This is a genomic window from uncultured Photobacterium sp. (genome assembly GCF_947039875.1).
Taxonomy (GTDB): domain Bacteria; phylum Pseudomonadota; class Gammaproteobacteria; order Enterobacterales; family Vibrionaceae; genus Photobacterium.
This window is the reverse complement of sequence record NZ_CAMRAN010000005.1, coordinates 71,730-87,008: the sequence shown is the minus strand read 5'-3', so window position 1 is coordinate 87,008 and position 15,279 is coordinate 71,730. Positions and strand designations below refer to the sequence as shown.

12 protein-coding genes are annotated in these 15,279 nt (G+C 38.2%); 4 read left to right on the top strand and 8 right to left on the bottom strand.

Annotation, left to right across the window (positions count from 1 at the left end):
• Positions 1–252 precede the first annotated feature (252 nt).
• Both Q0V26_RS03265 and Q0V26_RS03260 read right to left on the bottom strand, forming a co-directional pair.
• Complete coding sequence (locus tag Q0V26_RS03265; protein WP_297476824.1) at positions 253–2,928, bottom strand: peptidase inhibitor family I36 protein; 2,676 nt, start codon at positions 2,926–2,928, stop codon at positions 253–255.
• An 859-nt stretch (positions 2,929–3,787) separates the two neighbouring features.
• Entirely contained in the window at positions 3,788–5,668 is a 1,881-nt protein-coding gene (locus Q0V26_RS03260; RefSeq protein ID WP_297476822.1) for an ABC transporter ATP-binding protein, read from the bottom strand.
• Positions 5,669–6,013: 345 nt separating this feature from the next.
• Between Q0V26_RS03260 and Q0V26_RS03255 the strand changes: the two genes are divergently transcribed.
• A complete protein-coding gene (locus Q0V26_RS03255) occupies positions 6,014–6,634 on the top strand; it encodes a cold shock and DUF1294 domain-containing protein (protein WP_080156214.1) in 621 nt (206 codons plus the stop codon).
• A 109-nt stretch (positions 6,635–6,743) separates the two neighbouring features.
• Here the strand turns inward: Q0V26_RS03255 and Q0V26_RS03250 are convergent, their stop codons facing one another.
• Positions 6,744–7,097, bottom strand: coding sequence for an SMR family transporter (locus Q0V26_RS03250; RefSeq protein ID WP_107276519.1), 354 nt, complete (start codon positions 7,095–7,097; stop codon positions 6,744–6,746).
• Positions 7,098–7,611: 514 nt separating this feature from the next.
• Between Q0V26_RS03250 and Q0V26_RS03245 the strand changes: the two genes are divergently transcribed.
• The gene (locus Q0V26_RS03245) at positions 7,612–8,088 is read left to right on the top strand and encodes a septal ring lytic transglycosylase RlpA family protein (RefSeq protein WP_297476816.1); all 477 of its coding nucleotides are present in this window, start codon (positions 7,612–7,614) and stop codon (positions 8,086–8,088) included.
• Between the two features lie 154 nt (positions 8,089–8,242).
• On the opposite strand, the gene Q0V26_RS03240 is transcribed toward Q0V26_RS03245, so the two are convergent.
• Positions 8,243–9,025, bottom strand: coding sequence for a DUF2076 family protein (locus Q0V26_RS03240; protein WP_297476814.1), 783 nt, complete (start codon positions 9,023–9,025; stop codon positions 8,243–8,245).
• Positions 9,026–9,427: 402 nt separating this feature from the next.
• The gene (locus tag Q0V26_RS03235) at positions 9,428–10,147 is read right to left on the bottom strand and encodes an HAD family hydrolase (protein WP_297476812.1); all 720 of its coding nucleotides are present in this window, start codon (positions 10,145–10,147) and stop codon (positions 9,428–9,430) included.
• Positions 10,148–10,398: 251 nt separating this feature from the next.
• Here Q0V26_RS03235 and Q0V26_RS03230 point away from each other — a divergent pair, with 251 nt between their 5' ends.
• Entirely contained in the window at positions 10,399–10,734 is a 336-nt protein-coding gene (locus tag Q0V26_RS03230) for a hypothetical protein (RefSeq protein WP_297476811.1), read from the top strand.
• A 64-nt stretch (positions 10,735–10,798) separates the two neighbouring features.
• Here Q0V26_RS03230 and Q0V26_RS03225 read toward each other — a convergent pair whose 3' ends face one another.
• Positions 10,799–11,122 carry a hypothetical protein gene (locus tag Q0V26_RS03225; protein WP_297476810.1) on the bottom strand — a complete coding sequence of 108 codons (324 nt, stop codon included), beginning with the start codon at positions 11,120–11,122 and terminating at the stop codon, positions 10,799–10,801.
• Between the two features lie 230 nt (positions 11,123–11,352).
• Between Q0V26_RS03225 and Q0V26_RS03220 the strand changes: the two genes are divergently transcribed.
• The gene (locus Q0V26_RS03220) at positions 11,353–13,092 is read left to right on the top strand and encodes an amidohydrolase (protein WP_297476883.1); all 1,740 of its coding nucleotides are present in this window, start codon (positions 11,353–11,355) and stop codon (positions 13,090–13,092) included.
• A 70-nt stretch (positions 13,093–13,162) separates the two neighbouring features.
• On the opposite strand, the gene Q0V26_RS03215 is transcribed toward Q0V26_RS03220, so the two are convergent.
• Positions 13,163–13,660: a hypothetical protein gene (locus Q0V26_RS03215; protein ID WP_297476808.1), complete on the bottom strand. Its 498-nt coding sequence runs from the start codon at positions 13,658–13,660 to the stop codon at positions 13,163–13,165.
• Between the two features lie 186 nt (positions 13,661–13,846).
• A complete protein-coding gene (locus tag Q0V26_RS03210) occupies positions 13,847–15,232 on the bottom strand; it encodes a class II fumarate hydratase (RefSeq protein WP_297476806.1) in 1,386 nt (461 codons plus the stop codon).
• Positions 15,233–15,279: the final 47 nt, after the last annotated feature.

Genomic DNA, 15,279 nt, shown 5'->3' with positions numbered 1-15,279 from the left:
TCTTTTTAAAAATGTAACCAACATCATGATACTTATAGTTTAAATAGACTATTATCGAAAAATAATGGTAACTAATAATTTTTGCCTAAATGCTGTCATTCTTAATAAAGAATGATAGTAAATTACTTACTGAAATGAGCAAGTAAAGATCTGGCTGTCCTATGTTTATTGGGTAAGAACCAGGAGAGCTGCGCTTAATGGCCCTCTTGGTTCTTGGTAGATTGAAACGAGTACAAGGATGATGCCTTGACGCTATGGACGCGATATTATCTTAATGGAGCTTATATTATTGCTAAATGCTTCTTGGGCATTACCACTGGAATTTCGTGTATAGTAACTACCACCATAATTGGCATGTTCATAAAATCTAATCTCCCAGCCTTCTGGGATGATAAATGATTGTAAGCGATCATTCATTGAATCAAGGAAGTCCATATCTGACGTGATTTCCATATAATCACCCCCATAATTATTGCGATCAAATATCGCAAGATTATTTCTAGGGCTTAATATTTTTACTGAACTTGTTATGTCATGAAAGCCATCGGCATTACCGCTTGTTGTTCGCGTATGGTACCTACCTGCAAAGTTGGCATGTTCATAAAATCTAACCACCCAGTCCGTTGGTAAAACCCATGATGACATTTTGTTATTCATTTCGGAGCCTAAATCGTGCTTGTCCGATGCGATAACTAATGAATTTCCTTGCTGATTGGAGTGCTCATAAATCACAACACCTTCAGTGCCATGATTTTTTTGGAAAAAGTTGATTGCTTCAGCGTGGGTTGTGTTTTTAATGGCGACTACGTCATGTCCAAAAATACTCTCAGGTTTATACGGAACTGATGTTATGAACTGGGATTTCTTATCGACATCCATGATCAGTTCTAGCGGTTTTTTACTGAACTTCTGATATGACTTAACTTTTGATTGTTCTCTGAACATCTCTGAATTTTGATTCTCAAGATTTAAATCATCAGCAACGCGAGAGTCTGTAAACTCTAGTTCCCCGTTATAACATTGAGCGACGCCTTTAAATAGTTCATTGTAATAGATACAGTAATCACTATTTCTTTGGATATCTTCAGCTTTCACTAAAGATAAATCCACATCTCCTCTTGAAAGGATGCTAGATGATAAATTCCCGATACTTTCCATTGATTCGGTTAAATAGAATGGAGGCTTGTTTACTCTCAAGTCCGCTTTGACCCAATACCCCTCAGGAATGTTTGCGAACGATATATAAGACTGAGGGCTTTGAGGTTCTGAACCTTCACTTATACAAAATGAAGGCTCACTTAGATTCTCCTTATCAGTATAAAAACACGCATTTTCAACAGAATTGAGGTCAAAGTCTGTTAGTCTTGACATCATGTGATTGTTGATCATCTCATAGGGGAAATCGTTGGTGTTATAATCAGTTTTCTTAACGTTATTGAAATTAGTCAGTGCATGGAAATTATTTGTTTTTGTGCTCGTGTCAATAAATAGTGTCATGCCATCAGATATGCCCGGTATATAGGCAAGAGCAATCTCAGACGTACTATTGCCAGGGTTTTTAATGTTATCTGCTAGTTGCCATATATTAAACCCCATGCTTAAAAGTTGGTCAGGGCCAAAACTCTTTAATATACTAACGGGATTTGTCAGTCTAATCGATTTTATTGTTTGCTTAACACCATTTGTTTTAATGCTGTTTTTAAATCGGTTAATATTGTCAAGTGTCCCAAGATTTCCCATTAAAATCCCTTGGTAATGAGACGTAGTCCATTGTTTAAATCCTTTCTTTAACTCCTTTTGAGTCCTTTTGTTTGATTCAAATTTAATTTCATTAAATTTGGTCTCAAGACTTATAGTATTGTCATTCATTACTGTTGTAATAAGTCTTGAAAAGTCGTCATTTGTAGAATCTACACCATTCAATCTAAAGTTAACAAGTTTAGACCAAATAATCTTAACGGCTGTCAACGAGTTGTTTTTAATGCTCTCATCGGCAGCACCTGTGTTGAAACTTGGTGACTCCAAATCAAAAAAGATGTCTCGTAATAGATCTACTCCAACATATTGTATTTTATCGTCTCTCCAAAACTCATGATCTGTAATATTTAAATCTGACATGCCTGTAAAATGAGGGTAGCCGGAAATGTTAGGAACATTAACTATAATATCAACGATGTCAGCCAGTGCATTATCCCATACAAATTCATTTTCATTTGTAACTCTAGAGCCTTTTTTAATCCTTATTATTGCAGGTTCATCGTATTTAAAACACCATCGTTCATTTGATTGTGTTTGGATGGCACCTTTCTGAATAGCCATTCTTGAGAAGTTATTAATGGCAGCTTCTGGGTGATCTCGTATCGTATAATCTGGTGCAGGCAAGTCAAAATTATTTGTTTCTTGATTGTATAGTGATACTTGAAACCACCACTGATCTGGTGAATTAACAAACCCTAAATTTGTGATGGAGTTCGCTGCATCAGCTGCAATGTCGGACAATTTATATCTTCGATGGGTATAAATACACATTCGATCATCTTCAATTGTCGGCTCATAGATGCTTGGCATGCCATCTGCGTTCATTAAAAATTGCCAAACACTATTTGTGGCTCCCGGTGGCTTCTCACCATTATCATAATAATCTTGAACAAGTCCTGCCAGATTTTCAGAAAATAATGGATGCACGCTTCTTAAACTTAGCCCCATTGGATTATTTCCAAAGTCAATTTCTGAATTATCAAATGGGACTCTATTTAATGCATAGTGGTGAAAATCAAAAATAGACACTGGTCCCAATGGGTTTCCTGCGTTTTCAATTATCCTATGAATATCTGGCGATTTTGTGTCAATTTCAATAAGAGTTTCACTATGTGTATTGATTGATAAGCACAGTAAAATAGTACTATAAGTAATCCTTTTCAACATCATTACTTGATCCTTCTTCCTATCAGGGGTAATAGAGTAACTATATGTAATATATAACTTTAAATATATTACATTTGTTCAACTAGAAAAGGAATTGATAATTTGGATGCGGATAAGTCTATGAACTAGGCTTCGATATGTATAGATTTGTCTTTAGTAGAAAAACTAAACGGCAACTGCCCGATTTTGTGATTACTCTCGTAAAAAAAAAAAAAATAATGGACACCCATAACTTTTTCTCTCGCTGCTGTCATTCTCAACAACACATGTAGCGTCTAAATATCGTTATTATTTACAACACATGCAGTGTCCAAATGTCGTTATTCCTTACAGCAATTCCTGTGCCCAAATTCCGTCATTCTCTACAGTGAATGCCTGCGAGGGCGATAGGGAATCTATTACCCGCGCGTTGTAGAGTTATTCTTTTCGTTGGTGTTTGTAATGCCCAAACGTGTGGTGGATAGATCATGGGTAGCCCTCAAAGAAATATGGCTGCCCATGTTTACATGTTTATCTCTGTGAAGTTTTAGCGCATTTTCACTGGCTTATTTATGGCTCAAGCACGTGGTGAATAGATTACGGATAATGGGCTAAGTGAATTCTTAACTGAATAGATATCAAAACAATCCCCTTTAGTTTGGTGAGAACCATTCATTTCAGACAAAAACACAAAGGTTTACCATACCTCAACTAATATGTATTTTACTAAGTCGTTGACTCATTTCTGTCCAAAAATGAGTTAGTCTGAATGGCTAGCTTAAATTTATCCAAAAATAAGCCACAAATAAAATAAAAACATCACCATAAAGCACATAACAAAAAAAGCCGCTAAAAAAGCGGCTTCATTGTAGTGGTAATATCTCTATATATTCCGATTCAAATCATCAGCGCTGTCAGAAACATCCTGCTCGCCAATAAACCCACCCGTCTGATGCGCCCATAATTGTGCATAAATTCCATTTTGCTGTAATAACTCAGCATGGGAGCCTTGCTCAATGATTTGACCTTTATCGAGAATGATTAAGCGATCCATCGCGGCAATGGTCGATAAACGGTGTGCAATCGCTATGACGGTTTTACCTTGCATCAATTTATTAAGGCTGTCTTGAATCGCGGCTTCAACTTCAGAATCTAACGCTGATGTGGCTTCATCTAGAATCAATATCGGAGCGTTTTTAAGTAAGACCCGTGAAATAGCAATTCGCTGACGTTGACCACCTGAAAGTTTAACCCCACGTTCACCCACTTGAGCATCATAACCGACGTTACCAAAGGAATCGGTTAGCGTTTCGATAAACTCATGCGCATGTGCTTGGTGTGTTGCCGTTAATAATCGTTCTTCACCAGCATCAGGCGCGCCATAGAGAATATTTTCACGAATAGAGCGATGCAGCAATGAAGTGTCTTGGGTGACCATACCTATGTTACAACGTAACGAGTTTTGAGTGACAGAGGTAATGTCTTTGCCATCAATGCGTATTTGTCCACCTTCAACATCATGGAAGCGCAATAATAGGTTAACCAAGGTTGATTTACCTGCGCCAGAGCGACCGACTAAACCGACTTTTTCACCGGGCTTAATGTTGAGGTTAAGATGGCTGATCACGCCTTTGTTCTCGCCATAATGGAAGCTAACATCATCAAATTCAATGCCACCTTGAGTGACGTCTAATGGTTCAGCATCAGGGGCATCTTCAATCGCAATTGGCTTTGATAAGGTTTTCATGCCATCAACTACCGTACCGATGTTTTCAAATAATGCGCCGACTTCCCACATGATCCACATCGACATACCATTGATGCGTAATGCAAGGCTGATAGCTATTGCGATCGCACCGACTTGAATTGCACTGTGCATCCATAAATAAATCGAGATCGCAGAAATGGCAAACAGCAGGGTATAGTTAGTTAATTGAACACAGAAGTTAAACCCTGTTACTAACCGCATTTGTTGATGCACAGTGCTTAAAAAGCCTTTCATGCCTTTTTCAGCATATTCAGTTTCACGTTGATCGTGAGAGAATAATTTAACTGTTGAAATATTGGTGTAGCTATCAACAATTGAGCCCGTCATAGTTGAACGTGCGTCTGCTTGTTCTGCTGCAATGTGTTTAAGTTTAGGTACAAAATAAAGTTGAATACACACATAAGCGGCTAACCAAAACAGCATTGGTAACATTAACAGCCAATCCGCTTGGGCTAAAATAACCAGCGATGAGGTAAAGTAAACCGCAACATAAACAAACACATCAGCAGTTTTCATTACTGTTTCACGTACAGCAAGCGAGGTTTGCATAACCTTGGTCGCGATGCGGCCAGCGAAATCATCTTGGTAGAACGACACACTTTGTTTGAGTAAATAACGGTGCGCGAGCCAGCGAATCGACATTGGGTAGTTACCCAGCAACGATTGGTGGGTGATTAATGATGAAATCAATACCAGTGTTGGCATGACGACTAAAATCACTAATCCTAACCAAAATAGACTGGTACCATTTTGAGCCAGAAAAGTATGTGGATCACTTTCGGTGAGCCAATCAACCAGTTTCCCCATGAAACCGAATAACACAACTTCGAGAATAGCAACCGTTGCACTAAGGATTGCCATTATAAGCAATGGCTTTTCAAAGCCTCGGCTATAGTAACGACAAAAAGCAATAATACCTTGTGGTGGCTGCTCTGGATCTTGTTTTGGAAATGCTTCTGTGAAATTTTCAAACTGTTTAAAAAAGCGTTTAAGCATGGTTCACCTAATTGATGAAAGGCGCAATAAGCAAATTAACGAGATGTATAGATGAATATTAAGCCGTGGTTACGACAATTATTTTAATAACAATAATGGAAGAGGGTGTGTTGCTATTGTATGCATTACTTTAATTGCACTCAACAATTGTGATATTTTTAATGATGAAAGTATTAACTTGATAGCAAAAAAAGGTTTACGGCAGTGTAATGTCGTTATAGCCGTTATTAAACAAAGTATTCATTGATAATTGTTATAATAAAGCATCAGTAATTCATGGTGTTATCTATTATTCATCGTTAATTAATCTTCGTTCTGTTTACAGTGTAAAACAATAGGTAAAGCATGAAATATAAAGGCACGGTTGTGCAATGGAATCATCAAAAAGGCTTTGGCTTTATTCAACCTCAAACGGGTGGTGAGAATGTGTTTTTTCATATCAGCGCACTAGTGGATCGCCAAAGCCACCCTAGAGTGAATGAAAGTGTACATTATCAATTGGGTCGGGATAATAAAGGTAAGCAAGCTGCACAAGCTGTTGAATTTGTTAAGCCTCATTCTGGGTTAGATAAATATACGGCTCCAATGAGTAAGGCCCAAGGATTCAGTGTGTTGTTCCTTGGATTGGTTAGCCTGTGTGTATGGTTATTTCAGTGCCCGTATTGGGTATTAATTGGTTATGTCTGTTTAAGTATTGTGACCTTTGCTGTGTATGCCCATGATAAACGAGCAGCACGCAAAGAGGCATGGCGAACCAAAGAAGCGAGCTTGCATTTATTAGCATTAGCTGGTGGTTGGCCTGGTGCGTTATGGGCGCAGAAAATCCTGCGGCATAAATCACAAAAACAACCGTTTAAAGCTATTTTATGGCTAACAATTTTTATTAATATCAGTGTTTTTATTATTGTATTTACGCCACTAGGGCAGCACTGGCTACATAATTTTATTGCTTCTATTGGGTATTAATTACCGCGGTGTTGGTGGTTGCTGTATTGGTGTTAAAAACAGAGGAGAAGTTAAGGCTTCTCCTGTTTAGCTTTAAATGAAAACAACGATAAAGGTTTAATTGAGGTGGTTAATGCGAAACAGTTTTTGATAAAAGGTTAACCACTAATACACCCGCAATAATTAATCCAATACCAATAATAGCGGGTAAGTCTAAACGTTGACCATAAGCAAAATAGCTAATGGTTGCGACCAGAACAATGCCGGAACCACTCCAAATTGCATATACAATTCCCACTGGCATGGTTTTTACGGTGACAGATAATAAGAAGAAGGCAATCGCATAACCAGTAATAATAATCACACTGGGTACCAGTTTCGTAAATTGCTCCGCTTTGGGTATAAACGATGTGGCAATGACTTCAAAAATGATGGCAATCGATAATGCGACCAATGGTGGCATTGACGTTAATAGCTTAAACATAAAATATATCTGTATTGATTGAAAACGGGCATTCTAAAGGGATTTGGGGTGCACGACTAGGGTAAAGTTACGTAATTTATATTTACCTTGTTTCAATAATACACAGAGTTATGCAATGCATTTTGCACGGTTACAGATAATTAATATTTGCAAAAGGGATATTAATTGTATAACAACGGCGGCAATGGATATCATTAGTGGCTATTTTATCTATATCGTTAAAATTAGACGTTGGCATACAACTTGCTCTGTATATATAGTCATTTATTATTTTTACAATGGACGTAGAAATAAAAGATGGTGCGAGAACAGTATGTTTTATTATTTCCTTTTTGTAGCCGACATTACTTATTAATGTCGGTTTTTTTTGTTTTAAAGATAGCAAATTATAATTGGTTCTATTCTTCGTCACATTTAGTGATAGAATTTAACAAGTCTTGGTTGTTTTATCCTGATGTATAATTAAACAGCTGAATCATAATGTTCGGTGGAGGTCATTGGTATGAATGGGTCTATGATACGAAATTGGGGTTTAAGTACGGCTATTTTGATTATCGCGTCAGGGTGCGCAAGTCCAGATGTTCCAAATAAAAAAGCGGATGTAGAGACACAACGCCCAGTGTTGATTATAAAACCTGTGGAGTATAAAAAAGATATTAAACAAGAGGTTAAAAAAGTATCGCCACCAAAATCATCATCAAAAATCATTCATGGTAAAGCGTCTTTTTATGCAAATATGTTCCAAGGGCGAAAGACAGCCAATGGACAAATTTTTGATCAAGGTAAGCTTACCGCTGCCCACCGTACTTTGCCTTTTGGTACAAGAGTAAAAGTAACTAACACCAGTAATCATAAAAGTGTGATTGTTACTATTAATGATCGTGGGCCTTTTATTCGTGGGCGTGTGATTGATTTATCAAGCTCAGCATTTAAGGCGATTGGTAATCTTCGCACTGGCGTATTAAATGTCACGATGGAAATTTTAAAATAAATGCAATATTTTTTGTAAGCTGGTGTCAGGAAACTAAGGTAATGCTTGCAGTAGAAGGGCGGTGAAATAAGCATGGCGAGAGATTGAGAGCTGGCTTATATAATAAAAAAAAGAGCGCATAAGCGCTCTTTGTTGTAGGTCAGGGGCAAAGCGATTAGAAATCGTCGTCGCCACCAAAATCACCGCCAAAGCCGCCGTCGGTATCACCAAAACCGCTATTGTTGGCAAAGGTATCGTCGTTGCCAAAACCACTGTCGTCACCGAAACCTGAGTTACCAAAGCCGTTGTCATCACTGCCGAAGCCTGAATCACCAAATCCGCCGTTGTTATCGCCAAACCCTGCATCACCAAAACCACCAGTGTAATCAGAAGCAAAGCTGTTTGAGTCATCATTTAAGAAGCTTTCATTATCAGCTTGTGGATCTGTGGTTGCGTCTGCTGCTGTATCTGTTTGTGCCGTGTCGGTTGCTGCGGTATCTGTTGCCGCATCTGCTGCTGGCGCTGGATCGGCCGCTGCTGTTTCTGCTGGTTTATCATCAAACAGCATATTACTGATCACACTACCTGCAACCATACCCGCCGCGACACCTGCTGCTGTTTGCATGAAACCACCAAAAGCACTTGGTTGGCGAACTGGTTGTTGTGGTGGTTGTGGTGGCGCTTGACGAGAACCACCAAACATACGGCTCATGGTGCCACGGTTTGATTCTTCTTTGTAATATTCAGCGTTTTTCTCTAGGTAATCGTTCTTTTCTTTTAATTGCTTTAATGCCATTTCTTGCACAAGAACCGCTTGTGTTAGTTTGTAGATAGCATCAGGCTGTGCGCCAATTTCAGTGTTAATAAATTGCTCTGCTTCTGCATCTTTCTTGCTTTCAGGGCTTTTTTGAAGCTTAGCAGCAACGCTTTGAATAAGTTCTTTTTCTTGTGGAGTCATTATAATTACCTTCTCAATACCCTGTCAGTGGTAGGGTGTACCGTTGCTTGGTTGATGGTCGTTTCGCTAACATCAGCCTTGCTAAATAAGATTATTCACAAATTATAGTATTCTCATACCGATGTTGAATAGATGATGAATACACCATCATAATTTGTAAATCGAAATAGAATGCGCGAATACTGTATTACGTTCGCTGTACTACATCTATAGTTTGCTACAAGAAATTTAATTTAGTTTGTTACTATCTGTAAATGGGTACTGATAAATGTATTATCAAGCATGATGATACTATTTATTGTTTGATGAGCAATCGGCTCTCAATGTTGAGAGCGTTTTATTTTGATTGTGGTGCTGATTTTAGAGCGGGATAGGGGTATGTGTGTGGGGGGAGGTAATAAGTTAACGAAGAATATTATTGTCGTGACGCCAATCCATGATGGTCCATTCTTGCATTTGAGCATGCATCGCTAAGATTGGATCAGGGTTAACAGCAAAAGGTTTATTAACTAGGCTAAGTAATGGTAGATCATTGATTGAATCGCTATAGCCATAACTGCCTTTATAGCTGTGTTCTTGTTGTTGTAACCATAGCTTTAAACGCTCAACTTTTCCTTCTTTAAAACTTAATATACCTGCCGTTTTTCCAGTATATACACCATTATTTTGTTCTACTTCAATAGCAATAACATCATCAATACCAAGAGCGGTTGCTATTGGTTTAACCAGATGCTCGCCTGTCGCAGAAATGATCAAAATATGATCGCCACGTTTTCGATGCCATGCGATGCGTTCAAGTGCTTGTGGATATATTGCTGGTATAATAATGTCTTGAATAAAGTCATCAACCAGTTGTTTTATCTCGTTAGGATTTTTCCCTTTTAATGGTTCAAGTGTCGTGGTCATGTAACTGTTCATATCTATCGTGCCTTTAGCATAGGCGGTCATCATAGCGGTTTCATGTGTGAGTAATGCTACCGGCGCTAGCCCTTTCTCAACAAGGAAATGGCTCCATAGGCGGGCTGAGTCTGCTGCAATAAGGGTTTCATCTAAGTCAAAAATAGCAAGGTAAGATGGCATCGTTATGTTGTTATTGGTTATCGTCTGAGTGGTAAATGACAAGTGTAATTCCTTCTTTCTTTGTTGTTATATTTATAGTTAGTGTGTAATTAGCCATCAGAGTAGGAAATAACGATGACACTTTTATGATGTTCAGATGTTGTTTTTACTACATTTGATTAAGTGACTTGTTCGTGGCTAGCATTTTCTGAACACTACTGGGTTATGCAATATAAAAATGATCTTATGTTATTTTTGTAATGGTGGGTGTAATTTATCGTTAACGATAGATGTCTATTCAATAGGAAATGGCGATGAGTAATACTGTAGTGATTATTACAACGAGTTGTATTAATGATCTAGATCTTGCCTCTGAATTGGCACAACAGCAGGTTGTTACTGATATTGAGCAAATACAGATTCAATTAGCGGATAATACTACCGTGGTGTTTCAAAAAGATGTCGCTTTACAACATTATATGAACACGCTTTTAGGAACAAATTTAAAGCGTGTATTTAGAAATAATACCCATCAACTTAATCACTTAACTGAAAAATCAGTCAATATAGATGGCACGCTACTCTTATTAAAAGCTGATGGTGATTGGCTACGAATGCAATCTGATAATGGCACCTTAGCACAGTTGTAATAGCTTAAGGCGGGGCGTGATGGCCAATCTAAATCAATACGATAGATTGGCCATTAAGTGTATATCAACGGATCACTTCGCAAACACGTTTATTATTGGTGTAGTAATAACGGTGGTGGCTATCTGGCGTATTATCGCTAAATTCTTTATCGATAACATAAGGCGTGCCTTTGGCAAAAAGCCAGATAAATTGCTCAATAGCTTCGTCGAATTGGTCTTCGGTAGCATTTAAGGTGGGCACTGAAAATTTAAATTGAGTTAGCTTTGTTTTATCGACGATAGAACAACGCTCAAAATCTTTAAATCCCAGTTGCTTAAGATTCGGATGCGGCATACCACCGGGCACCATATGTGAGGGTACTGTCAGTACAGCGTGAGCAAGGTTCATCGTATATTCTTCCTTATAATACCAATCTATCTATAAATAACTTTAACTGAGTTTGTCACTTGTCTCTAGTTTTAAATATAAATAATCATATTTAATGCAGCACAGGTATGATTGATATAGGGTGAGAATAAGTAATTATGACAATGTTTTAAAATTAGCTGATTATTCTTTTTTTTACAATTAGTTAGTATATATTTAAGGAACTTTAGATTTAAGGATAAATCATGTTTATGAAACAGACTAAAATAGCGTCGTCTTTATTATTTTTATCTTCGGTCATATCTTACTCGGCCTTTGCTGCACCATCAACAATACCGACGACAACCCTTTTTTATGGGGGTCCAATTATTACGATGGAAAAAGCAAAACCAACAGCAGAAGCTGTAGTAACGAGTCAATATGGCAAGATTGTTTATGTTGGTTCTGAGAAAGAAGCTTTAAAACAATACCCTGATTCTAAAAAAATAGATTTAAATGATAAAGTGCTAATGCCTGGTTTTATTGAACAGCACTTGCATCCTTTTTTAGGTGCATTGACATTAAATATGCCCGTTATCGCGCCAGAAGAGTGGCAGTTACCCAACAAAACATGGCCAGCAGTAACCAATCATGAGGATTATATTGCTGCGCTAACGGCTCAAGAAAAAGCATTAAAAGATCCTAATGAAACATTATGGACATGGGGCTTTAATAATTATTTTCATGGCGAATTATCACGTCAAGAGCTAGATAAGATTTCAAGCACTCGTCCGATTGGTGTATGGCATCGCTCTGCGCATGAGTTTTATGTCAATTCAGCTTTTATTGAAAAATATAAGTTAAACCAAGCAGATGTCGATAAGCTAGGCAAAGAAGTCGTTGCTCAAGTTCATTTAGATAAAGGACATTTCTTAGAAGGTGGTGCATTAATTTATTTATTACCACGAATTGCAACAGATCTTGCGAATAAAGAACGTTTTACTGTTGGATTAAAGCAAATGGTAACCATGTTACACCAAAAAGGTGTGACGGCTTATAACGAGCCTGGTGCTTTTATCCCTGATTATATGATTGACACTTATCTTGATGTGTTAGGTAGTGAATCAACACCTATGTATTCATTTTTCACACCTGAGAGTAAAACACCTTATTTTACAAAAGGAAAAGAGGGTGTATTAAAAGAAGTGGAACGTATTACAACGACACTACCAGAAACGGGTAAAGTTCGTTATTTTGATAAACAAGTTAAATTGTTATTTGATGGTGCGATCATTTCACAATTAATGAAAATGAAAGATGGCTATCAAGATGGACATCATGGTGAATGGATTCAAACACCAGAAGATGTGGAAGCGATTACCAAGATCTTCTGGGAAAATGATTATCAAGTATTAGTGCATGTAAATGGCGATCTTGGGGTTGAGAAGCTTATTGGTATTTTAGAAAAGCGCCAAGCAGAATACCCACGAAAAGATCATCGGTTTACGATTATTCACTTTGCTAATTCAACCGATGCTCAGGTAAAAAAGCTAAAATCCCTAGGTGTAATTATTAGCGTAAATCCTTATTACGTTACAGGGTTTAGTGAAAAATTTGGTGAGGTTGGTTTAGGTAAAGAACGTGCTCATGCGATGGTACGTTTAGCCACCATTGAGAAAGAGAATATACCAGTATCTCTCCATTCTGATGCCCCTATGGCGCCGTCGGACCCATTATTATTGGCGTGGAGCGCTGCCACGCGTATTACCAACTCAGGTAATGTCGTACGGCCAGACTTGGCCTTGTCTCGCGATGCTGCATTGCGTGGTATTACGATTGAAGCGGCTTACTCTTGGGGACAAGAGCAGAACTTGGGTAGTATCAAAACAGGTAAGATTGCAAACTTTACCATTTTAGAACAAGACCCATATAAGGTTGAGTTGAAAAACTTAAAAGACATTCCTATTTATGGTACTGTTTTTGAAGGGAAATTATTTCCGATTGATAAATAAGGCTATGTAGATAAAGCCGCTATAAAAAACCGCCATTTGAGGCGGTTTTTTTATGTCAGTGGGTAGATAATTAATCTTTAACCCATTGATCATTTACTTTTTTCAGTGATACGGTTTCATTTACAGTATCAACCGTTTGTCCTGCTTTGAAATCACCGTATTTAGCACTAAATGCAACAACCATTACTTCAGCGGCAAGGTTGTTTTTTAATGAATGTAGCGTAGATGCCATGTCATCTTTTGTTGTATCGGCTGTCGTTTCAGTTACTGGTGCTTGTGGCTTCTCAGCGATAGCTTTCATTGCGTTCTTAAACTCGTCTACGCTCTTATTCGCAACTAAGTCGTAACTTACTTCTGCTTTGTAATCTGTTTTAGTATCAAGTAATACTTTAGTAATCTTGAGGTTTTTTACTTCAAAAGGTGTTGTTTTTGCCGTAATACCTAGATTCGGTTGCTCATATTGGCTTGTTTGAACAACATTGGTAATTGTGGACTCGTCAACTTTATCACTACAACCTGCTAAAAATAGTGTTGACGCGATAGCTGCAGCTAAAACAAATTTTTTCATTAATAATACTCTTTACTTGTAAGAGATACCCAGCACAAGGTGGTGAACTGGCGTCTATTTATATTATACGTTACATCCAGTTTTACATATGGACAAGTAACTGTAGTGATTAATTACTTAATGCTAACACGCATTATGCGAAAGTTTCAAATCGAGCAGTGTTTTATATTAGGGCTTCGATGATGGTTAGTTCGCAATTCCGCCTTGAGTGAGTTTTTTAGGATCGAGTAACGATTCAAGTTCAGCACGGCTTAAATTTGTTTCTTGTTCTGCAATATCAATAATAGGAAGTTGTTCTTTATAGGCTTTTTTAGCAATTTCTGCTGCTTTTAAATAACCAATCACAGGGTTTAACGCAGTAATAAGAATTGGGTTTTTGCTCAGTGCTTGCTTAAGGTGCTCATCACGGACGGTGAAGGTCATTATTGCTTTATCTGCTAATTGAACTGCTGCTGTAGATAATAAACTAATGCTTTGCAGTAAATTATAGGCAATAACAGGCAGCATCACATTGAGTTGAAAGTTGCCTGATTGACCTGCGACGGTGATTGTTGCGTCATTACCAATCACTTGTGCAGCCACCATTGCCGCAGCTTCAGGGATAACTGGGTTTACTTTGCCCGGCATAATCGATGAGCCAGGTTGTAACGGCTTTAATTCAATTTCACCTAGACCTGCAAGAGGGCCTGAATTCATCCACCGTAGATCATTGGATATTTTCATAATAGCGACGGCAAGGGTTTTCAGTTGGCCCGATAAAGCGACCACTGCATCTTGACTACTCATGCTATAAAAGAAATTACTACTGGTCGAAAAAGGGACGGCGGTTGCAATTGCGATATTTTTCGTAAATATAGCAGCAAAATGAGGGTGGGTATTGATGCCCGTTCCAACAGCTGTACCGCCTTGCGCAAGTGCAGATACATTGTCTAATGTTTGCTCAATACCATTGCGTGCATGCTCAATTTGGCTTTGCCATCCACCTAATTCTTGTCCTAGTGTCATCGGCATGGCATCCATTAAATGGGTGCGACCTGTTTTTACATACTCACCAACGTGTTGGCTTTTTTGCTCTAAGGCTTGTTCTAAATGCTTTAATGCGGGTAATAGTTGCTGGTGGCAGGTGACTGCGGCACTGACTTGAATTGCTGTTGGAATGGCATCGTTACTGCTTTGACCACGGTTAACATCATCATTAGGGCTGACTGTTGTGCCTAATTGTTGTGAGGCTAGCGTTGCAATAACCTCGTTGACATTCATATTAGAGCTGGTACCCGATCCAGTTTGAAATACATCAATCGGGAATTGATCCGAGTATGCCCCGTCAATAATCAGCTGGCAACTGTCAATAATGGCATGTGCTACTTTATCATCAATCAATTGGAGTTCAAGGTTGGTACGCGCTGCTGCCTGTTTAACATAGGAGAGTGCCTGAATAAAGACATCTGGCATGGTTAAATCGCTGATAGAGAAATTATTGATAGCCCGCTGTGTTTGAGCTTGGTACAACGCGCCTTGTGGGACTTCAACGTCACCCATACTATCAGTTTCGATACGATGTGATCCTGACATAATGTTATCCTTTAAATTGGTGATGCTCCATAATGGTAATATATGTA